The following is a 20,814-nucleotide window of genomic DNA, read 5'->3' on the forward strand; positions in this document are numbered from 1 at the left end:
GTTCGTCATGACTCGGCGCGCGCGGCGGCGGCCTCCTCGGCGTCGGGGAGCTTCACCTCTGCCCGTGCGGCTTCGGGATCGGCCGGCTCGTCTCGCATCACGATGAGCAGGACCACCCCGAGGACGACGAGGGCGATGCCGCTCACGAGCGAGGCCGCGTGCATGCCGTCGACGAAAGCCTGTTTGGCGGCGGTGGCCAGGCCCTCGCCCGCCGCGCCCATGTCTGTCGCGCGATGCAGCGTCTCGCCGAGGGTGTCGCCGAACACCCAGCCGTCGTTGCCGTCCCGGAACATCAGGGTCGCCAGCGAACCGAGGAGTGCGAGACCCATCGCCGTGCCGAGCTCGAAGCACGTCTCGGAGATCCCCGACGCGGCTCCCGAACGCTCGGGCGGGACCGAACCGACCACCACGACGGACACGAGACTGAACTGGATGCCGTAACCGACGCCGGCGATCGTCGTGCACAGCACGTAGACCCACACCGGGGATCCGGTGCCGAGCGCGAGGAGCCCGAGGTTGCCCGCGGCGGCCAGCGCGATCGATCCGACGAAAGCCAAACGGGTACCCACCAGCGCCGCGACCTTCGTGGCACCGATGGAGAACACCGCGACCGCGACGGCCATGGGGAGTCCGGCGATGGCGGCGGCGAGGACGTCGTGGTCCATCACCGACTGCAGGTAGACGCCGGTCAGGTACGACATCCCGGCGAGGGCCATCATGCCGATCAGCGCCACCGCGACCGATCCGCTGAACTGGGCGTTGGTGAACAGCTTGAGATCGAGCAGGGGAGCGGCGACGCGTCGCTGGTGGAGCAGGAACGCCACCAGCAGTGCAGCGCCGACCACACCGAGCGCCACGACGCCCACACTCGCGCCGTCGCTGGCCAGTGTCTTGATCGAATAGACCAGCGGGAGAATGCCGCCCATCGACAGCACGACTCCGACCACATCGAACGGGTCGGTCGTGGCAGCCCGGTACTCCGGGATCAGTCGAGGACCGAAGACGAAGAGCATCACCAGGACCGGCACGTTGATCAGGAACACCACGCCCCACCAGAAGTGGTGCAGCAGCAGACCTCCGATGACCGGACCGACCGCGCTGCCGCCGGCGAACGCCGCGGTCCACACGCCGATCGCGCGACCGCGGTCGCGGGCGTCGGGGAACATGTTGGCGATCAGCGACAGGCTCGAGGGCAGCAGGGTCGCGCCGCCGATGCCCATGAGGGCGCGCGCGGCGATCAGGACGCCCGCGGTCGGTGCGAACGCGGCCAGCACCGACGCGAAACCGAAGAGCGCCGCCCCGGCGAGCAGAATGCGCCGACGACCGACGCGGTCGCCGACATTGCCCATCGTGATGAGGAGTCCGGCGATCAGGAAGCCGTAGATGTCGAGGATCCAGAGCTGCTGGGCAGCCGACGGGGCAAGGGCGTCGGTGATGGACGGGATGGCCAGATAGAGCACCGAGACATCCATCGACACCAGGAACACCGGCAAGGTGAGCACCGTGAGTCCGAGCCATGCACGTCGGTCGGCGCCACCCGGGGAGTTCCGGGGTTGCCGATGCGGCGAGCCGAGCTGGGTTGACATGGTGTTCTCCTGGGATTCGACACTTGGCGGCGCTACACGGACTCGCAACCGTGTGCGGCGACGGGATACCGGCGCGAGCGACCGCGCGTACGGCGTACGCGGACCAGCCTACGGGTGTGAGTACGCTGTACGCAATCGATTTATTCCCGCTCTGTTCAGGAGGAACCTCCACGTGACGTCCGACACCTCAAAGCTGTCGCCGGCGAGCATCGTCGACGCGGCGATCGTCGTCGCCGACACGGACGGGATCGGCGCGCTGTCGATGCGCCGGGTCGCCGAGGAACTCGGGGTGGGGGCCATGTCGCTCTACCGGCATGTCGCGGACAAGGATGCGCTCCTGCAAGCGATGTCGACCGAGGTCGGGCGCCGTTTTCCCTACCCCGTCGACTCCGCCGCCGACTGGCGTGAGCGGGTGCGGATCGCCGTCGACGTCGACTGGGAGCTGTATCGCCAGCACCCGTGGGTGGTGCTGGCCTACTCGTCGCCGAGGCACAGCTACGGCGAGGAATCGCTGGAATGTCTCGACTGGCTCGCCGCCGGGTTCCTGGAACTCGGCGTGGGTATCGAACGCGCCACCGACATGGCCCTGACCGTCTGGAGCTTCGTACACGGTGTGGCGCTGGTGATGGTCAGCGACGAGCTGCTCCACGACGACGCACTCGAACCATCGGCGGGATTGGCCGACGTGATCTCCGGCGAGTCCGAGATCGAGGTCCCGCCGCACCTCGCTCGTCTCGCCGGACGTCCCGATGCGGCACGACTGCTGAACCCACGGGCCCGGCTCGACGCGGGCGTCGGGTATCTGTGCGAAGGTTTCGCGGCCTCGGCGACCGACGGGGCGGCGGCGAGCTGAGGCGGGCGACCGCCCTCAGATGGCGTGCGGGAACACCGTCAGCATGTGCGCCCCGAACCAGGAGCTGCCCACGACGATCGGCACGACGAGGAGAGCGGCGACCGCCGGCCGCATCCGGGCCAGCGCCATCGCAAGCGGGATCAACAGCACGAATGCGGGCAGCAGGAGGCGTGGCCTGCTCATCATCAAGCCGCTGGACAGCACGATCTGTGCGACCAGTAACGCACCGTAGAGAAGTACCGGCCACGGCAATCGTGACCACGCCGCGACGCCGAGCATCACCAGCGTGCTCAGGACGATCCACGACGTCGCCACCGGCGCGATCTCCGCGGAGTGCGCCAGCATCTCGTTGACGAAGGCGAAAGCGGCGGCGCCCCAATCGAATCCGGTGTCCCATCCCTCGGTCTGGATGCGGAACCAGCCCGTCGGCGACCCGGTGTGTGCCCACACGACCCCGAGATAGGTGAGGTAGCCCAGCGGGCTGATGGCGATCGCCACGCCCGCCCGGACGCGCGCGGCGGTCGCGGCGTCGGACTTCCGGGTGTTCCAGAGAAACAAGGCCGCCGCGACGACGACGACGCCGATGACGACGGCGGCGGTGGGGCGACAGAGCCCACACACCGCGGCCATCGTGCCGGCGAGAAGCCAGCGCCTTTCGAGGATGCCGACCAGGGCCCACGTCGCGAGTGCGCAGAACAGTGCCTCCGTGTAGGCCATGTTCAGCACGATCGACATCGGGGTGGCGGCGAACAGGACGACGAGGAACAAACCGGTGGCCCGTTCGGGTGCCGGACCGATCGGCGAGCGCCGCGCCATCAGCCGTGCACACACCATGCCCAGGCGGGCGGCGCCGACCGCGGCCACACAGCCCAGGACGACGTTGATCGAGATGGCGGCGCCGAAGGGGGTCACGCCGGGGACCTTCGCGATCGCGCCGACCAGGTAGGGGTAGCCGGGGAAAAAGGCGTAGGCGGTGTCGAGGGTGTGCAGGCCGCGGGCGTCGGTCAGGGTGAACGGCACGGCGTCGTAGCCGTAGGTGGCGATCGCGAGCATCCACTGCCCGTCCCAGACGGTCAGCGAGTTCCCGAGAGTGGTGTCGCGCAGATCGGCGAACCGGGCGAGCGTCAGGATCCCGATGGCCCGAACCACGAGGAACACGAGCAGCGCATCGACGCACCAGCGGTGGCGGCGGAGAAACCGCTGCACCGGTGTCGTCAGACCGGACAGCGGGCGCGGCGTCGAAACCCGTGATCCCGCCCCGACGGCTGCGCGGCTCGTCCGTCCGGACCCGGCGCCTTCCGGTCGGGTCGGCTCATCGTCAGGACGACGGCCCGAGTCGCCGACGTCGGTAGGGATGGCCACGTCAGCGATCCTAGGGCCAGATCGGATCGTCCGAGCCGAGCGGACCCCGCCGTCCCCGGGTCGCGCAGTGACCAGGTCGGAGTCCGCACGGACCCCCCGGTAAGGTTGTCCCGGCAAGCTGACGTCTATCGACCGGCACGCTGGCCGGCGGGAGGTATTACTCGACGTGGCCCTCGTGGTGCAGAAGTACGGCGGATCGTCGGTCGCAACGGCCGAGCGCATCCGGCGCGTTGCCGAGCGCATCGTCGAGACGAAGAAGCAGGGCAACGACGTCGTAGTGGTCGTGTCGGCGATGGGTGACACCACCGACGAACTGCTCGATCTCGCCCAGCAGGTCAACCCGGCCCCACCGGCGCGTGAGATGGACATGCTGCTCACCTCCGGTGAGCGGATCTCCAACTCGCTGGTCGCCATGGCCATCAGCTCGATGGGCGCACAGGCGCAGTCGTTCACCGGCTCGCAGGCCGGTGTCATCACGACGAGCAGCCACGGCAAGGCCAAGATCATCGACGTCACGCCCGGACGTGTCCGCAGCGCGCTCGACGAGGGCAAGATCGTGCTGGTCGCCGGCTTCCAAGGTGTCTCACAGGACACCAAGGACGTCACCACCCTCGGCCGCGGCGGCTCCGACACCACCGCGGTCGCGCTCGCCGCGGCACTGGAAGCCGACGTGTGCGAGATCTACACCGACGTCGACGGCGTCTACTCCGCCGACCCGCGCATCGTGCCCAATGCGCGCCGCCTGGACACGATCTGCTTCGAGGAGATGCTCGAGCTGGCGGCATGCGGTGCGAAGGTGCTGATGCTGCGCTGCGTCGAATACGCCCGCCGGTACAACGTTCCCGTTCACGTGCGCTCGTCGTACTCGACCAAACCCGGCACCGTGGTGACCGGATCGATGGAGGACATTCCCGTGGAAGAAGCCATTCTCACCGGCGTCGCACATGATCGTAGCGAGGCCAAGATCACCGTCGTCGGCCTCGACGACAAGCCCGGTTACGCCGCCCGGGTGTTCCGCGCCGTCGCCGACGCCGAGATCAACATCGACATGGTCTTGCAGAACGTCTCGAAGGTCGACACCGGTAAGACCGACATCACCTTCACCCTCCCGCGCGAGCTGGGTCCGCTCGGCGTGGAAAAGCTCACCAAGCTCCAGGCCGAGATCGGGTTCACCGATCTGCTCTACGACGATCACATCGGCAAGGTGTCGCTGGTCGGAGCCGGAATGAAGTCGCATCCCGGCGTCACCGCGACGTTCTGTGAGGCGCTCAGCGAGGCCGGGGTCAACATCGAACTGATCTCCACCTCGGAGATCCGCATCTCGGTGCTGTGCCGCGACACCGAACTCGACGACGCCGTGCGCGCGCTGCATGCGGCCTTCGACCTCGGTGGCGAAGAAGAAGCCGTGGTCTACGGCGGGACGGGGCGATAACCGTGGGTGTACGTATCGGAGTGGTGGGCGCGACCGGTCAGGTCGGCGCTGTCATGCGAAACCTGTTGGCGGAACGGAACTTCCCCGCAGACGAGGTGCGGTTCTTCGCGTCGTCGCGGTCGGCGGGCAAGAAACTGCCGTGGGGTGATGGGGAGATCGTGGTCGAGGACGCGGCGACCGCCGACCCGGCCGGCCTCGACATCGCCCTGTTCTCCGCGGGCGCCACGATGTCGAGAGAGCAGGCGCCGCGATTCGCCGCCGCCGGTGTCACCGTCATCGACAACTCGTCGGCGTGGCGCAAGGATCCCGATGTTCCGCTGGTGGTCTCGGAGGTCAACGGCGAACTGGCGAAGAATCCGCCCAAGGGCATCATCGCCAACCCCAACTGCACCACGATGGCCGCGATGCCGGTCCTCAAGCCGCTCCACGACGAGGCCGGACTCCGGCGACTCATCATCTCGAGCTACCAGGCGGTCTCCGGTAGCGGCCTCGCCGGTGTCCAGGAGCTGGCCACCCAGGTGCGCGCCGTTGCCGACGACGCCGAGAAGCTCGTCCACGACGGCTCCGCGGTGACCTTCCCGGCGCCGGAGAAGTACGTCGCGCCGATCGCGTTCAACGTTGTGGCGCTTGCCGGTTCGCTCGTCGACGACGGATCGGGTGAGACCGACGAAGACCAGAAGCTGCGCAACGAGTCGCGCAAGATCCTCGGCCTTCCCGAGCTGCTCGTCAGCGGCACCTGTGTACGCGTACCGGTCTTCACCGGTCACTCGTTGTCGATCAACGCAGAGTTCGCCAATCCGTTGTCGGTGGCCCGCGCGCAGGAGATCCTCTCCGCCGCAGCCGGAGTGGAGCTCGTCGACGTGCCGTCGCCGCTGGCGGCTGCCGGCGGGGACGCCTCCCTCGTCGGTCGGATTCGCCAGGATCCGGGTGCGCCCGACGGTCGTGGCCTCGCGTTGTTCGTGTCGGGTGACAACCTCCGAAAGGGTGCTGCCCTCAACACCATCCAGATCGCAGAGCTGTTGGTCTGAGTTCGTGAGTGCGGTGGTCGCTGTCGTCTCCGCCAGGCGGCGACCACCGACTCGGTCTCACCGCCCCGACATGGTCGCCAGGAACTCGGCGCGGTCGGTGCCGTCGAGCCGCCACCGAGTCTCCGTGGTCAGCAGCACAGCGCGGAGGTGAGGATGAACATGCGATCACCGGTGGTCGTCATGGGGGTCTCGGGATCCGGGAAGTCAACCGTGGGCGCGGCATTGGCCCAGCGGTTGCGCGTGCCGTTCGCCGACGCCGACGATTTCCACTCGGCGGCGAACATCGCCAAGATGTCGGCCGGTCAGCCGCTCGACGACGCCGACCGCCGGCCCTGGCTCGAAGCCATCGGCACCTGGCTCGCCGAGCACGGCGACGGTGGGGTGATGAGCTGCTCCGCGCTCAAGCGGGAGTACCGTGACCGTCTTCGCGGGCACGCGCCGTCGGTGGTGTTCGCCCATCTCGACGGCTCGGTCGAGGTCATCGCGCGGCGCCAGGCGTCCAGGCCGGGCCACTTCATGCCCCCGGCGCTGCTCACCTCGCAGTTCGAGACACTCCAACCCCTGGCCGCCGACGAGCGTGGCCTGACCGTCGACGTGGACCAGAGCGTGGACGCCGTCGTCGACGATCTGGCCGTCGGGCTGGCCGACGTTCTGCCCGACGATCTTCCGCCCGAAGAGGGAAACCGATGATGTCAGCGACACCCACGCTCCTCGGGGCTGATCGTGTGATGGGACTCGGCCTCGTGGTCTGAGCGGCGGACGCTGAGAGCCCAGTCACCCGACTCAAGTTACTGTGCGGTAAGTTACCCGGCCATGAGGCGCAAGTGGGTGACTAGTGGCAGTGGAAAGCGCAGGTTCGGGCTGCGGGTGACAGGGGTCGCGACGGGCGTGGCGGCCGCGTGTGCGGTGTCCGTCGTGCCGGCGGCGGTCGGTGGCGCTCACGCCGCAGACTTCTACACTCCGCCGTCGACGTTCGCGACGGATCCCGGATCGGTCATCCGGAGCCAGGCCAGTCCGTTGCTCCTGCAGATCCCGGGCATGACCGGGCAGTGGCCGGGAACGGCACGCAAGGTCATGTACACCTCGCGCTACCAGGACGGAAAGCCTGCGGCCGTCACCGGGACCGTCGTCGAACCGACCGCGCCGTGGCGCGGTGAGGGGCCGCGTCCGACGGTTGTCTTGGGGTCGGGAACCATCGGCCAGGGCGACCAGTGCGCCCCGTCGAAGCTGCTGTCCTCCCCGTTGTCGGTCGACATCACCAGACCCAGCATCGCGGTCAACTACACCGCCCCCGAGATGTACTACATGCTGGTCAACGGCATCCGGGTGTTCGTCACCGACTACATCGGCATGGGCACCCCGGGTGTGCACACGTATGTCAACAGGGCCGAGACCGGGCAGGCGATGCTCGACGGCGCCCGTGCCGCTCTCGCGATCTCCGGTGCACCCGCGGGCGCGCCGGTCGGCTTCGCCGGCTACTCGCAGGGCGGCGGCGCCGCGGCATCGGCCGCCGAACTCGCCGAAACCTACGCGCCCGAACTGAACGTGCGCGCGACCTATGCCGGCGCGCCGCCCGCGGACCTGCGCAAGGTGATCCCGGCCATCGACGGCAGCACCATCGCCGGTGCCATCGGCTTCGCGATCAACGGTCTGACCGAGCGGTACCCGACGGTCGACCGCCTCGTGGTGCGGGAGACCAACCCGATCGGCAAGGCCGCGCTGAAGCAGATCGCGGGCAGCTGCATCGGGGACATCATCCCGGCCTTCGGTTTTCAGCGCACGCAGACATGGACCCGCACCGGTGAGACCTTGGCGGCGCTGATCGCGCGGTCACCGGTCCTGCAGAAGGTGGTCGACGATCAACGGATCGGACGGCTCACGCCGAACGCCCCGGTCTTCCTCGAAGGTGGGCTCAACGACGACGTGATCCCGCACGGTCAGGTGGCGCAGCTCTCCGCCGACTGGCGTGCGAAGGGTGCCGATGTCCGGTTCGTCACCGATCCGACACCGTCGATACTCCCGAAATCGATCATCAACCACGTGGTCCCTATGTTGGGTACGTTCCTCCCGGGTATGGAGTTCATGCTGAGCGAGTTCAACCGCTGACCGGGTCCCGGCAGGTCGCGATCGTTGTCGGCACGCGCAACCGCGCGGGCGAAAGCCTGCGGTGCCGCATCTGTGCGTCCGGCGGCCCGGGTGGCAGGATCGGGGCATGAATGATCCGCAAGGACCGGGGGGCGGCGCATTCGGGGAGCCCGCCGATCGTGAACCCGAGAGCATCCCCACCCAGGCCGAGCTCGACGCCGAGGACATGGCCGCTCTCGAGCGGTCGTCCCGCGACCGTGACCATGCCACGCTCTACCCGCCGCGCCCCGCCGACCCGGGCGCGCCGCCGCTGGCGCTGGCGGTGCACGCTCGGGTCGCCTGGTGGGGAGCCGCCGTCATCGGTCTCGTCCTGACGATCTACGGCTTCTTCAATCTGGGGACGATCACCGACGATCTGCGCGATCGGCTCCTCGAAGGGGTGGTCTCCGATCCGGCCAACTCCGCGCCGGAGGAACAGGTGGACACCCTGGCGGGCTTCTTCCCGCCGTTCATGCTGCTGATGATCGTCGTCGTCCTGGTGATCGAGTACGTGCTCCTGGTCAACGCGGCAACTCATCACAGTCGTCACCTGCGCAACTTCTTCCTCGCCGCAGTCGTGGTGCATCTCCTCTGTATCCCGGTCGGCGTCGACCTGCTGTTCCGCTATCCCGATGTCTCGTCGAGCATGGTGGTCCTGAGCTACGTCCAGTTCGGTCTGCTGATCGTGGCGGCTCTCCTCACGCTGCGTCGGCCGGTCAACCGCTGGCTGCCCGATTCGACGAGGATGAAGCCCACCCGCGTGCTGCGCGGGCGATGATCGGTATCGCGACAATCCGCGTCGCCGCCGAGTGCCGACCGGAATGATTCCCGGCCCGGGGTGGTTGGACAGTCCATTGGCCCGACCCCGGCACCGACACATCGACGGAGGATCTCGAAATGGCGATTGAACCGGTGTACACCATCTCGTCGAAGGCGTCCGGCGGCGGGCGCGACGGCGAGGTCGTCTCGGCGAGCGGCCAGATCGATCTCGACCTGCGGCCACCGAAAGAGCTGGGCGGTGGCGGCGAGGGCACCAATCCCGAGGAACTGTTCTCCGCGGGGTACGCGGCATGTTTCCTCAGCGCGCTGCGCGCCTCCGCCAAGCAGGCGGACGCGACGGTGCCCGATGCCGCCACCGTGAACGTGGCCGTGGGCATCGGCAAGGATCCGGCCGACGGCGGGTTCGGTCTCACCGTTGCCATCGAGGTCTCGCTGCCCGGCCTCGACGAGGCCAAGGCCAAGGAACTCGCGGATCTCGCGCACACCGTCTGCCCGTATTCCAAGGCCACCAGGGGCAACATCGACTCGAAGGTCACCGTCGCCGTCTGATGTGGTCCGCGGCCTGACGTGACCCGCGGCCGGTGATTTGTCTACAATTGTTGACCGAGTACTCGTTGCCACAGCTGATTTCAACTGACACGTCGAAGCAGAAGTGTTGCGGCAGAACAGCAGTCACAGCCACCCGGCTGCTGTGTTCACAGATATGACAAGAAGGAGTTCTTGCTCATGACCAACCCCATCACCAGTACTCTCACCGACGAGCAGCAGTCCGTTGCCGGAAAGGCGTTGCAGGAGACCCTGGTCGACCTCATCGACCTGTCACTCATCGCCAAGCAGGCGCACTGGAACGTCGTCGGCAAGCAGTTCCGTTCGGTGCATCTCGAACTCGACGAGCTCGTCACGGTGTCCCGTGAGTTCACCGACTCGGCCGCCGAACGCGCCACCGCCATCGGCGTCAGCCCGGACGGCCGGGCCGAGACCGTGGCGAAGACGGCCCACACCAAGGGAATCGGTGGTGGCTGGACCAAGGACAGCGACGTGGTCGAGGCCATCGTGGCCAACCTCAAGTCCGTCGTGTCCGGTCTGCGCGAGCGCATCGAGATCACCGAGGAGGCCGACCCGGTCACCCAGGACCTGCTGATCTCGTTCGCCTCCAAGCTCGAGCAGCTGCACTGGATGTGGCAGGCGCAGGTCGCCTGACCCGTCTCGCGAAGACCCTCTCACACAGACGAACCCCGTCGGCTCCGGCCGGCGGGGTTCGTCTGCGTCAGTGGAAGTGGGTGATCAGTCCTTGGACGTGCCGACCTTGGGTGCGCTGACCTCGGGGGTGTCGGTGTCTGCGGTGGGGGTCGCGGGGGCGGGGGTGTCCGCGGCGGGGGTGTCACCGCGAGCTTCGGCAGGGACGATGTCGCCGGGCTCCTGGGCCGCGTAGGAGTCGCTGAACGAGACCCGCGGCGTCGTGGCCGAGTGGTAGAGCGCGGTACCCGCGCACACGAGTGTGGCGACGGCGAAGATCGCGGCGACGCCGATCGCGCAGATGTAGGCGATGGTGGCGAACACGCCGTCGAGTGGTTCTACCGCCAACGCGCCCGCGCCCGCGAGGACCGTCCCCAGCAGCGCCCACGCGGCGCTGCGGATCCAGGGCGCGACCACCGAGGCGTAGAAGAGTCGCTGGTAGATGGCGAGAGAGAATTCGTCGACCGCGGCCAGCCGGACCTCGTCATCGCCGGCGAGGTCGCGGAGTTCGCGGGCCAGAACCGTCTGCCGTTGCAGCGTCGACGCCTCCCGTTCCCGATATCGCACAAAGGCGATCACCCCGAACGACGCCGCGAGGAGTCCCAACCCGACCATCACACCCCAGTAGTCCACGGGACACACGGTACAAGCCGACGGTCCGTGCTCGTGAACCAGGTCACAGCCCGCGGTGGTCGCGCTGCTCGCGGCCACTTGTGGGCGCAATCGTTGTCGTGGGCAGAACGACGCCGAACATGCCGCACGTTGGTCACCGATCCGCCACGCGAGTGTGGTCGGGCTGGGAGAATTCCTCCACGGAGGACAAGGCCATCCTCGCGGGTGATCGCGACCGGGTCCTTCGCACCGGGTTCCGACCGGCGTCCGGGGAACCGCGCGCAGCCGGGGGCGCCGAAACCGAGGGGGCTATCGGTGAGGACACCTACGGCAACCCGTCCGACCGCCGACGAGCTGGGCGCGTGCCCGACGCCGGCGCAACGGGCAGACCCACTACAGATCCTCGCGACACAGGCGGAGTCGCGCGTCGCCGACCTCATCCCGGTCCGGCACGCCCGCATGGCCGCCACGCCCTTCACCTTCTACCGAGGTGCCGCGGCGGTGATGTCCGACGATCTGTCGAAGACCCCCGACACGGGCATCATCACGCAGCTGTGCGGCGACGCGCACCTGAGCAACCTGGGGCTGTTCTTCAGTCCGGAACGTCGAATGGTGTTCGACCTCAACGACTTCGACGAAACCCACGTCGGGCCGTTCGAGTGGGATCTCAAGCGGCTCGCGGCGAGCTTCGCGATCGCGGGGCGCAACAACGGCTTCGACGACGCGGTCAACCGCAAGATCGCGAAAACCGTGGCCAAGGCGTATCGGCGTGCGATCGCGCGCAGCGTCGGGAAGACGACACTCGAGTGCTGGTACGACGGGATCGACGTCGAGGCGTTCCTGGCCGAGTTCGGGCCCAGGCTCGACACGTCCATGGGTGAGCGGACGCAGAAGGCGTTGAAGAAGGCGCGCCACCGCGACAGCGCTCAGGCACTGGCGAAGCTCTGCGTGATCGACGACGACGGCACCGCCCACATCCGAAGCGACCCGCCGCTGTTGGTCCCGCTGAGCGAACGCTTCCCGGCCGAGACCGCCGAGGTCGTCGAAGCCCGCGTCCGCGAACGCGTCGACAGCTACCGCGACACGCTCCCGCTGCACGTGCAGGCGTTGCTCGCCCAGTTCTCGATGGTCGACATCGCTTTCAAGGTCGTCGGCGTGGGGAGCGTCGGAACCCGCGCGTGGATCGTGCTGATGACAGGTCGCAACCTCGACGACCCGCTCGTCCTCCAGGTGAAGGAGGCCCAGCGATCGGTTCTGTCGGATCACGTGCCCGCGTCCGGTTTCGACAATCAGGGTCAGCGGGTGGTGGAGGGGCAGCGCCTCCTGCAGGCGGCCAGCGACCTGTTCCTGGGCTGGTCGACAGGCACCGACGAGAACGGCGAACGGCGCGACTTCTATGTGCGTCAGCTGCGTGACGGCAAGGGGTCCGTGGTGGTCGAAGCGCTCGAGCCGGATGGCATGAAGCTCTACGCGCAGCTGTGCGGGCTGGTACTCGCGCAGGCGCACGCGCGCACCGCGAGTCGCTTCGACATCGCCCGATATCTGGAAGGGACAAAGGGTTTCAGCGATGCGATCGCCGAGTTCTCGGTGAAGTACGCCGACCTCAACGACGGTGACCACACCGCCATGATGGCCGCGATCGAGCGTGGCAAGCTGGACGTGTACGACCTCGCCGGCGACGCGAAGAACTGAGCCGGGTCACGACGACACACGGGAGTGCGTGGATGGATGATGCGACGCTGCGGCGGCGGGTACGCGAGCTGATGCCGCGGGCCGAGTCGGACCTCGCGGAGATGGTGGCGTTCCGATCGGTGCACGACCCGCAACAGTTCCCCCCGGAGGAGTGCGACCGGATGGTCGACTGGCTGCTGAGGACCTTCGGCGAGCTCGGCGTCGAGGATGTGGCCGCCCATGTGACCAGCGACGGCAGCAAGGCGGTCACGGGTCACATCCCCGGCCCCGAGGGCTCGCCGACCGTGCTGCTGTATTTCCATCACGACGTGCAACCGCCCCTCGGTGACGACGAATGGGATTCTCCGGTCTGGGAACTCACCGAACGGGACGGACGCTGGTACGGCCGTGGGGCGGCCGACTGCAAGGGCAACATCGCCGTGCACCTCACCGCACTCCGAGCGCTCGCCGGCCAGGCCGGAGTGACGGTGAAGATCATCGGTGAGGGTTCGGAGGAGCAGGGGACCGGCGGACTCGAACACTTCGCGGTCGACCACCCGGAACTCCTGCGCGCCGACGCGATCCTGATCGCCGACTCCGGCAATTTCGCGGTCGGCCGACCGAGTCTGACGACAACCCTGCGCGGGATCGCGAACATCGACGTGTCGGTCGAGACCATGGGATCGGCGATGCACTCCGGGATGTTCGGCGGTGCCGCGCCCGACGCGCTCGCGGCGCTGATCTCGATGCTCGCCACCCTGCGGGACGAACACGGCAACACCACCATCGCCGGACTCGACGCCGACGCGCAGTGGCCGGGCGTCGCCTACCCGCCGGAGCAGTTCCGTTCGGACGCAACCGTTCTCGACGGTGTTGACCTCGTCGGATCGGGGTCGGTGTCGGATATGGTGTGGGCCCGCCCGGCAGCCACGGTCCTCGGCATCGACTGTCCGCCGGTGGTCGGATCGTCGGCGGCTGTTCAGCCGCGCGCGCGAGCCCGGATCAACCTCCGTGTGCCACCGGGTATGGACGCCGCCCACGCGCAGGATGCGCTCATCGACCACCTGACCGCGGTCACGCCGTGGCACGCCCGTGTGACCTTCGAACGCGAGGCGATCGGCTCGCCGTTCGTCGGTTCCACCAGCGGCCCTGCGTACGAGACGCTCACCGACGCGCTCTCGACGGCGTACGGCAGTGAGGTCCTGATCCAAGGCCAGGGCGGGTCGATTCCGCTGTGCAACGTCCTGCAGGAGACCTTCCCCGATGCGGAGATCATGCTGTTCGGGGTCGAGGAACCGCAGTGCCTGATCCACGCGCCGAACGAGAGCGTCGACCCGTCGGAGATCGAGCGGATCGCACTGGCCGAGGCGATCTTCCTGCGTGACTTTGCCGACCGGGCCGCCCGCGTGGCCGGGACCGCAGGGACCCCGGCTGCAGGCGCACCGGATTGAGTCGGTGCGGGCTGAGTCGACTCAGGTTCCGCTGAATCGTTGCAGCAGAGCCTGCTTGAGCTCCGGTCGGCTGGCCGCGACCAGGACGAACGACGTCTCGCGGTAGAGGCGCTCGGCATCGGCACCCCGGATGAGAGCCTGGCCGCCGGTCGCGGCGACCAGCGCCGCGGTCGCGTCCACGGCGAGCTGGGCGGCATCGGCCCTTGCCGACAGCAGCGCGGCGGCGTCGTCCATCGCGTCGTCGAGCGCCGTGCGGGCGACGTCTGCGCGTTCACGGAGACGCCGTGCCTCGTGGGGGCGGCCGGCCACATCGAGGAGTGCCGAACAGCGTCGTAACAGCCCGAAGGGCAGGGTGCCGTTGAGCCGGACGCCGACGTTCTGGTTGGCGGAGAACTCCTCGAGGGAGACCCGGCCGACCACCCGGCCGTCGGGAATCGGCAGGGAGTCGACGTCCAGGGACACCGTCTGCGTCGCGGCTGCCGCGGCGAGATCGATCGGTGTGACACGGACCCGTCCTGCGGCGGAGGATGCCGCCAGATCGCTCGCCGGCAGGATCGCGGCGACGACGTCGTCGGTCTCGGCGTCGCGGGCGGAGATCTGCAGGAGGTCGAGCATGCCCCACCCACTGACGAACGGTGCGTGTCCGGAGAAGACCCACCCGTGGTCGACTCGTGTGGCGGTCATCCGGGGCGGTGTGGGGACGACGCCGGCGTAGGCGACCCCGGCGCGAAGGGTGCCGGCCACGGCCGCGTCGAGCAGCTCCTCGCGAAGGGAGTGGTTGGTGGTCCGCGCGAGCGAGATGACCACTCCGTGATGCTGGATCCAGGTGAAGGCGGTGGCCAGGCAGCCGCTCGTGAGGACCTCCAGGATCTCGGTGAGCTCACCGAACGGGAGGTCGGGGCCGCCGTCCTCGACGGGGGCGGCGATACCGTACAGCCCGGCGTCGGCCAGGAGCTGCCAGTGTGTGGCCGGGATGACGCCCGTCCGATCGACCGTCGCCGCCGACGGGAACAGGACCTCGTCCGCGATCCGGAGAGCGGCCGCCCGCAGCGCGGCACGGCGGGCGAAGGGATCCGGGGTGGTCACGTGTTCACACTACGACGCACCACGAATTGGACAGGTGGCCCACTTCGGCGTCGACTCGCCCCCGCCGAATACGCGTCGCGCAGCACAATCCTGGGACGAGGACCCGAGGATTTGGGACCAAAGGCCCAAGACCGCGAATGTGACCGCGGATAAACTCAGGCGCGGGTGGGAGCAATCTCTCTTGCGGAAGGAAACAGGTGGGCGTGGGTCCCAATGGTCGTGACGTGCAGGTCATACACTGTGTGCCGGAACAGGTTTCGGGAACATCGTTGTCGGACGTGCGAACCAGTGAGCGGTATCTGCGTGCCGCTGTCACCGACCTCATCGAGCGCAACTTCCGCGACCCGGATTTCAGTGTCGAAGTCGTCGCCCGGCATCTGCACGTGAGCCGCCGGCACCTGTACCGGGTGCTTTCCGGAAGCACCACGTCGCTCGCCGAGATGATCGCCGATCGTCGGTTGGAGTGGGCGCGCGGCCTGCTCACCGGTCCGGGCAACCTCAAACTCGAGGCCGTCGCCCACGCGTCGGGGTTCGCCTCGACGGCGACCATGCGTAACCGCTTCCGCTCGAAATTCGGACTCACTCCCGACGAGTTCCGTCGCGCGGCGCCGGCCCCGGTTCAGGACGCTGCGGCCAGCTGAAACGACGCCGGCGCAAGTACTTTGGTACTTGCGCCGACTCGGCGGCTCACCGCGGTTGGCCGCCCCCCACAGGCCGCTGGTCACACGGTGCACAACGGTGAATAGTCGCTGCGTCCGCCGGTGGTCGGCGAGACGAGCAACGTGCAGGGGTTGAATCCGACCTTCTCGATCTCCCTGGTCAGCCGCCGCAACTCCGAGTTCGGCACCACCTTGTCGCGGGAGAGCAGGAATCCCGAAGCGCGAGTGGGATCGCCGACGATCGCGTAGCGGTACGGAGCGTCGGGCGTCGTGCCGTCTTCGAGGTAGGCGACGATGTAGTTCGGTGCGCCGTTGGGATTGATGCTCGCCGGGGTCTGCGGGAACCGAACGCTCAGTTGAGCATTCGTCTGCGGGTCCACCACGGTCGCGCGTCCGACGACGCCGCCCGGCAACCCGGTGGGGCCGGTGCATCGGTTGTCGACCCCGATGGTCTTCGCGTCGATCCGGGTGTAGAACGCGCTGGTGTCGCGCGCGCACGTGACACCCCAGAACGACGGCACAGTGGCCAGTTGCCACCACTTTCCGAGGTAACGATCGACGTCGACCTTCGCCACCGGCGCCAGCGGTGCTGCCTGTGCCGGTCCCGTCCCGATGGCGAATCCGAGTGCGACGACGATGCCGGCAACAAGGGCTGCGAGGGTGCGAGTGACGCGCATGATGTTCCTTTCCGGGCCGTCGGTGTTGCTTGGCCGTCTCCTGGCCCACCGGTGTGGGCCACGGAGATGATTCGGATCGGATGCGCCTCGCGGATGGGGTTGTGCGAACGACCCCGCAGCCCCTGTCGCCGGGGTCAGCCGTTGTAGACGCTGTTCGGGCTCCAGGTGGAGACCGCCCAGATGACGATGAGGTCCAGGACGATGATCAGGATGGCCCACGCCGGGTAATAGGGCAGCCACAGGAACTGCGCGATGATCGACAGTGAGGCGATCACGATCGCACAGATCCGAGCCCAGTCGGCGCCGAAGGCGAGGCCGCCGGCGACGAGGAGGCCCACGATGCCGAGGATCAGGTGTATCCAGCCCCAGGTGGTGAGGTCGAATTCGAAGATGTAGTCGGTGCCGACGACGAACAGATCGTCGTTGGCGATCGCCGAGATGCCCTGGAAGATCGAGACCAGGGCCGCCACGAACAGCAGTGCGGCGGCGACGATCGAGATGCCGAATGCGAAACCCTGTTTGGCTGACGTGTTGGCCTGTCGATCGGGGGGAGCGCTCATGACTGGCGTGTCCTTTCGATTGGTGGACGCCGACATCGAGGTCCGCAGCCGACGGCGCGACGGCAGTACAGCGCTGGACCATCCCAAGGATCTAACGGCGGATGGCGGTCGGGAAGCGTTTTGCGCACTTCCGGTCAATCTGTGACCAGGCGATTTAGTACTCGGGACGGCGCCGGTATAAGCTATCGCAGGCTACACACGGGGTGTGGCGCAGCTTGGTAGCGCGCTTCGTTCGGGACGAAGAGGTCGTGGGTTCGAATCCCGCCACCCCGACGCTTTGGTTGAGAAGCAGTAGAGGCCCTGACCTGGAGAAATCCGGTCAGGGCTTCCTCGTTTTCCGGGCCTCGAGGTGCTGTGACACGAGCATGCGACAGCACGGCCCACAGCCGCTCCTGCTCATATCGAAGACGACATCCTGGGTGACCACGGTGTAGAAGGGTGTGCCTGCCGAATCGAGGGCATGGCCGTAGCGGACTGTCGTTTGCATGGTGGCGACATGGTCTTCGAACCTCAACGAACAGCCTCTCCCGCCGGCGCGTTGATGGAACCTTGCCGCGCCGAATGGCCAAACACCCGGGCAAGTAGGTGGTGGGAGTGGCGGCGGGCCGTGGGGTCGGCGATGAGGTCTTGGAACATCAACTCGTCGGCTCCACTCTCTTCGACCATCTGCTCCAGAGTTGCGCGCACATCGTCCGGACCGCCGGCTACAAACCGGGGCCACCGGCCGTCGACGATGCTTGTGGGCTCGCTTTTTTCGGCATCGGTCATCTCCCGCGCCGCGTCGTCGGGGGAGGGAACTGTCACCGACCCGGCGCCGCGTCCGGCGCGGCCCAGGCGTGCATAAAACCCCTTCGCGGAGTTTGCAAGGTATTCGCCCTCGGCCTTTGTCTCCCCGACGGAGACGTTGACGGCCAGGATGGCGCGCGGGGACTCGAGTCCGAAGCCCTGGGCCTGAAAGTTCTTGCGGTACCGGCGTAGTGCCGACGCTGCGGCGGTGGGGCGGATGAACCCGGCGAAGGTGTAGCCGATGCCGAGTCCGGCGGCGAGGTTCGACCCGTTGGGACTCGACCCGAGCAGCCACGTCTGCGGGTTCGATGTCACCGACGGCATGAGTTGATGACCGGCGAAGGGGTGTTTGTCGGGGAAGGTGTTGTACAACCACGACAGGGTCTCGAGTACCTGCTGCTGATGGTCCACCTGGGCGGGGTGTACACGGTTCTGTTGCAGGGCCAGATCCAGTACGGGACCCGCGGTCGCGCGGCCCATGCCCAGATCGATGCGGCCGGGGGCCATCGCTTCGAGTTGCTGGAACATCTCGGCGACCTTGAACGGGCTGTAGTGATTCATCAGCACGGCACCGGAACCAAGACGGATCCGGGAGGTCTGCATTGCCGCGGCCGCGATCAGCAGCTCGGGGTGATGTGAGGCGCCTGATCGGCTCAGGTGGTGCTCAGCGAACCAGATGCGGTGGAATCCGGCGTCTTCCGCGTGGCGTGCTGTGTCCAGCGAATCCGCGAGGGCCTCCGTCTCGGTGGTTCCGGGAGCAACTGTTCCGAGGTCGATGATCGACAGTTTCACAGGTGGATCCTTGTGGTCGGCGCGGATGTTGTCTCCACCGATCATCCCCCGGTTGAAGCGCTTGGAGGCAGCCGGCCTGGTGGCGCGTGGGCGCGGGCGGCAAGATCGCCAAGGCGCAGGTGAAGACTCCGGCGGAGGAGCGGATGAGCGGCCGATGACCGGGGTGACTCGCGTCCGAACGGGACCAGGCCACCCGGCCCGCGACAGTGCTTCGGACGGAGGGGATCTCCCGTCGGCTCAGGCCACCGGTTCCTCGGACGACTGCCGGTCGCCGGTGGCGCCCCTCAGCTGTCCGGACAGCCCAGCTGCCGGGCCAGATCCAGTAGATCGGTTGCGTGGACGTCGTTCTCCGGTGAGCCGGAATCGTCTTTGGCGTCCCCGCCCCATTCGTCCGGCCGCTCGATGAACGCGGTACGCAGCCCGAAGGAACGGGCGGCGTCGAGGTCGTTCTGATGCGTCGCGACCATCATCACCTCGCCGGGCGCGACCTCGAGGAGATCGGCCAGGCCGCAGTAGGTCTCGCGTGCGGGCTTGTAGTGCCCCCACAGGTTCGAGCCGCCGATGACGTCCCAGCGGAAGTCGTTGTGGCGGGCCATCTCGGTCAGCAGCGCGACGCTCCCGTTGCTCAGGGCGCAGACGATGAAATCCCGCTTGAGGCGGCGGAGACCTTCGGACGCGTCGGGCCAGCCGGGGATCCGCCGCCACGCGCGCACCAGCGTGTGAGCCTGGCCCGGGGTGAGCGCGACACCGAACATCGTCGCGACGTCGTGCAGGGTCTCGGTCTGCAGGTCGTCGAGACCCCGCCACGGCAACTCACCGGACTCCACACGCGCGAGGATGGGTGCGTAGCGCCGCCGCCATTCCTTGGTGAACTCTGCGGCGTCGACGTCGGGCACCGACTCACCGACGGCTCCGGAGATACCGGTGAACCAGTCGGTGACGGTGCCGAACGTGTCGAACGCCAGGACCTTCACGCCGAGCGGAAGGTCAGGTGTCACAGGGTCTCGCGGGCCAGCTGCGGCAGTGACTGATCGGCGTCGTAGTCGGCGTCGCCGTGGGAGACCGGTGTAAGGGTCAGCAGGCTCGCCTCGGGGCGGCAGCAGAAGCGTGCCGGCGCATACGGCGACGTGCCCAGGCCCGCGCTGACGTGGAGCTTCATCGTCGAACCCCAGCTCGACGCGCCCTTCACACGGGAGCGATCGAGCTGACAGTTGGTCACCAGCGCGCCGAAGAACGGCAGGCACAACTGACCGCCGTGCGTGTGGCCCGCCATGACCAGGTCGTAACCGTCGGCGGCGAAACTGTCCAGCACGCGCGGCTCGGGCGAATGCGTGAGGCCGAGACGTAGATGCGCCAGCGGGTTGGGGCGCCCGGCGATCGTCTCGTAGCGGTCGCGCTCGATGTGCGGATCGTCGACGCCCGCGGCGACCACTCGCACTCCGCTGACCTCGAGTTCGCGGACGGTGTGGGTGGCGTCGAGCCAGCCGCGCTCGGTGAACGCCGCGCGCAGGTCCTGCCAGGGAAGCGGCTCACCGTGGGTGCGCTGATGATCCTTCTTGAAGTACTTCAACGGGTTCTTCGGCTTGGGGCCGAAATAGTCGTTGGACCCGAACACGAACAGGCCGGGACGCGACAGCAAGCCGCCGAGTGCCTGGATCACCGCCGGCACCGCCTGCGGATGGGCCAGGTTGTCACCGGTGTTGACCACCAGGTCTGGTTCGAGGGCCTCGAGCTCGGAGATCCAGGCCTGCTTGAGCCGCTGGTTGGGCATCATGTGCAGGTCGCTGATGTGGAGCACCCGCAGCGGTGAGGCGCCGGGCTCGAGCACCGACAGCGTGGTGTGTCGCAGCGTGAATGCGTTGCGCTCGATGACCGTCGAATAGAAGAGCCCGGCGGCGGCGAGTCCCGCGACGCCGGCCAGCGCACGTGCGGGAACCCCGGAACCGGACGTACCGAGGCGGGGGATGCCGAGGCGTGGGGGGTCGAGTTCGGAGTGCTGCATCCCCCCAGGATACGCAACGCCCGTTGCCTGCCAAGCTGCCTTCGCCCGCGGGCCGTCGAATAGGTACGCGGGGACGGCAGTACGAGGCGACGGCGGTACGAGGAGGCGGCGGTACGG

At 67.9% G+C, this 20,814-nt stretch carries 20 protein-coding genes and 1 tRNA gene; 12 read left to right on the plus strand and 9 right to left on the minus strand.

Annotated features, from left to right (window positions below):
- Positions 1-5: 5 nt before the first annotated feature.
- The gene (locus H1R19_RS02050) at positions 6-1,586 is read right to left on the minus strand and encodes an MFS transporter (RefSeq protein WP_219850434.1); all 1,581 of its coding nucleotides are present in this window, start codon (positions 1,584-1,586) and stop codon (positions 6-8) included.
- 172 nt (positions 1,587-1,758) lie between these two features.
- Here H1R19_RS02050 and H1R19_RS02055 point away from each other — a divergent pair, with 172 nt between their 5' ends.
- Entirely contained in the window at positions 1,759-2,439 is a 681-nt protein-coding gene (locus H1R19_RS02055; protein ID WP_188331003.1) for a TetR/AcrR family transcriptional regulator, read from the plus strand.
- A 15-nt stretch (positions 2,440-2,454) separates the two neighbouring features.
- Here the strand turns inward: H1R19_RS02055 and H1R19_RS02060 are convergent, their stop codons facing one another.
- Positions 2,455-3,801 carry a mannosyltransferase family protein gene (locus H1R19_RS02060; RefSeq protein WP_188331004.1) on the minus strand — a complete coding sequence of 449 codons (1,347 nt, stop codon included), beginning with the start codon at positions 3,799-3,801 and terminating at the stop codon, positions 2,455-2,457.
- A gap of 166 nt (positions 3,802-3,967) precedes the next feature.
- On the opposite strand from H1R19_RS02060, the gene H1R19_RS02065 reads away from it, so the two are divergent.
- From H1R19_RS02065 to H1R19_RS02095, 7 genes are all read left to right on the plus strand, one after another.
- Complete coding sequence (locus tag H1R19_RS02065; RefSeq protein ID WP_188331005.1) at positions 3,968-5,233, plus strand: aspartate kinase; 1,266 nt, start codon at positions 3,968-3,970, stop codon at positions 5,231-5,233.
- 2 nt (positions 5,234-5,235) lie between these two features.
- Positions 5,236-6,261, plus strand: coding sequence for an aspartate-semialdehyde dehydrogenase (locus H1R19_RS02070; protein WP_219850435.1), 1,026 nt, complete (start codon positions 5,236-5,238; stop codon positions 6,259-6,261).
- A gap of 159 nt (positions 6,262-6,420) precedes the next feature.
- Entirely contained in the window at positions 6,421-6,951 is a 531-nt protein-coding gene (locus tag H1R19_RS02075) for a gluconokinase (protein WP_188331140.1), read from the plus strand.
- A gap of 123 nt (positions 6,952-7,074) precedes the next feature.
- On the plus strand, positions 7,075-8,367 hold the full coding sequence (locus tag H1R19_RS02080; protein ID WP_219850437.1) for a lipase family protein: 1,293 nt from the start codon (positions 7,075-7,077) through the stop codon (positions 8,365-8,367).
- Positions 8,368-8,473: 106 nt separating this feature from the next.
- Entirely contained in the window at positions 8,474-9,163 is a 690-nt protein-coding gene (locus H1R19_RS02085; protein WP_219850438.1) for a hypothetical protein, read from the plus strand.
- Positions 9,164-9,282: 119 nt separating this feature from the next.
- Entirely contained in the window at positions 9,283-9,714 is a 432-nt protein-coding gene (locus H1R19_RS02090) for an organic hydroperoxide resistance protein (RefSeq protein ID WP_219850439.1), read from the plus strand.
- A 177-nt stretch (positions 9,715-9,891) separates the two neighbouring features.
- Positions 9,892-10,365, plus strand: coding sequence for a Dps family protein (locus H1R19_RS02095; protein ID WP_188331010.1), 474 nt, complete (start codon positions 9,892-9,894; stop codon positions 10,363-10,365).
- Between the two features lie 84 nt (positions 10,366-10,449).
- Here the strand turns inward: H1R19_RS02095 and H1R19_RS02100 are convergent, their stop codons facing one another.
- The gene (locus H1R19_RS02100) at positions 10,450-11,043 is read right to left on the minus strand and encodes a hypothetical protein (RefSeq protein WP_244970840.1); all 594 of its coding nucleotides are present in this window, start codon (positions 11,041-11,043) and stop codon (positions 10,450-10,452) included.
- Between the two features lie 285 nt (positions 11,044-11,328).
- Here H1R19_RS02100 and H1R19_RS02105 point away from each other — a divergent pair, with 285 nt between their 5' ends.
- Both H1R19_RS02105 and H1R19_RS02110 read left to right on the plus strand, forming a co-directional pair.
- Complete coding sequence (locus H1R19_RS02105; protein WP_219850441.1) at positions 11,329-12,705, plus strand: DUF2252 domain-containing protein; 1,377 nt, start codon at positions 11,329-11,331, stop codon at positions 12,703-12,705.
- 32 nt (positions 12,706-12,737) lie between these two features.
- Positions 12,738-14,135, plus strand: a complete 1,398-nt coding sequence (locus H1R19_RS02110) for a dipeptidase (RefSeq protein WP_219850443.1) — start codon at positions 12,738-12,740, stop codon at positions 14,133-14,135.
- A 21-nt stretch (positions 14,136-14,156) separates the two neighbouring features.
- Here H1R19_RS02110 and H1R19_RS02115 read toward each other — a convergent pair whose 3' ends face one another.
- Positions 14,157-15,221, minus strand: a complete 1,065-nt coding sequence (locus tag H1R19_RS02115; protein ID WP_188331013.1) for an acyl-CoA dehydrogenase family protein — start codon at positions 15,219-15,221, stop codon at positions 14,157-14,159.
- 278 nt (positions 15,222-15,499) lie between these two features.
- Here H1R19_RS02115 and H1R19_RS02120 point away from each other — a divergent pair, with 278 nt between their 5' ends.
- The gene (locus H1R19_RS02120) at positions 15,500-15,862 is read left to right on the plus strand and encodes a helix-turn-helix domain-containing protein (protein ID WP_244970841.1); all 363 of its coding nucleotides are present in this window, start codon (positions 15,500-15,502) and stop codon (positions 15,860-15,862) included.
- Positions 15,863-15,942: 80 nt separating this feature from the next.
- On the opposite strand, the gene H1R19_RS02125 is transcribed toward H1R19_RS02120, so the two are convergent.
- Together H1R19_RS02125 and H1R19_RS02130 are read right to left on the minus strand one after the other, a co-directional pair.
- Positions 15,943-16,557, minus strand: coding sequence for a lipocalin family protein (locus H1R19_RS02125; protein WP_219850444.1), 615 nt, complete (start codon positions 16,555-16,557; stop codon positions 15,943-15,945).
- 134 nt (positions 16,558-16,691) lie between these two features.
- Positions 16,692-17,117 carry a DUF7144 family membrane protein gene (locus tag H1R19_RS02130; protein ID WP_188331016.1) on the minus strand — a complete coding sequence of 142 codons (426 nt, stop codon included), beginning with the start codon at positions 17,115-17,117 and terminating at the stop codon, positions 16,692-16,694.
- A 199-nt stretch (positions 17,118-17,316) separates the two neighbouring features.
- Between H1R19_RS02130 and H1R19_RS02135 the strand changes: the two genes are divergently transcribed.
- Positions 17,317-17,390 (plus strand) — tRNA-Pro (locus H1R19_RS02135).
- Between the two features lie 237 nt (positions 17,391-17,627).
- On the opposite strand, the gene H1R19_RS02140 is transcribed toward H1R19_RS02135, so the two are convergent.
- From H1R19_RS02140 to H1R19_RS02150, 3 genes are all read right to left on the minus strand, one after another.
- Positions 17,628-18,695 (minus strand): MsnO8 family LLM class oxidoreductase, encoded by a 1,068-nt coding sequence (locus H1R19_RS02140; protein WP_219850445.1) that lies wholly within the window; start codon positions 18,693-18,695, stop codon positions 17,628-17,630.
- Between the two features lie 284 nt (positions 18,696-18,979).
- Positions 18,980-19,693: a haloacid dehalogenase type II gene (locus H1R19_RS02145; protein WP_244970842.1), complete on the minus strand. Its 714-nt coding sequence runs from the start codon at positions 19,691-19,693 to the stop codon at positions 18,980-18,982.
- The gene (locus H1R19_RS02150) at positions 19,690-20,697 is read right to left on the minus strand and encodes a metallophosphoesterase (RefSeq protein WP_188331018.1); all 1,008 of its coding nucleotides are present in this window, start codon (positions 20,695-20,697) and stop codon (positions 19,690-19,692) included. The genes H1R19_RS02145 and H1R19_RS02150 overlap by 4 nt, the downstream gene beginning before the upstream one ends.
- Between the last annotated feature and the right edge of the window lie 117 nt (positions 20,698-20,814).

The sequence above is a fragment of the Gordonia jinghuaiqii genome, assembly GCF_014041935.1.
In the GTDB taxonomy this organism is placed as follows: domain Bacteria; phylum Actinomycetota; class Actinomycetes; order Mycobacteriales; family Mycobacteriaceae; genus Gordonia; species Gordonia jinghuaiqii.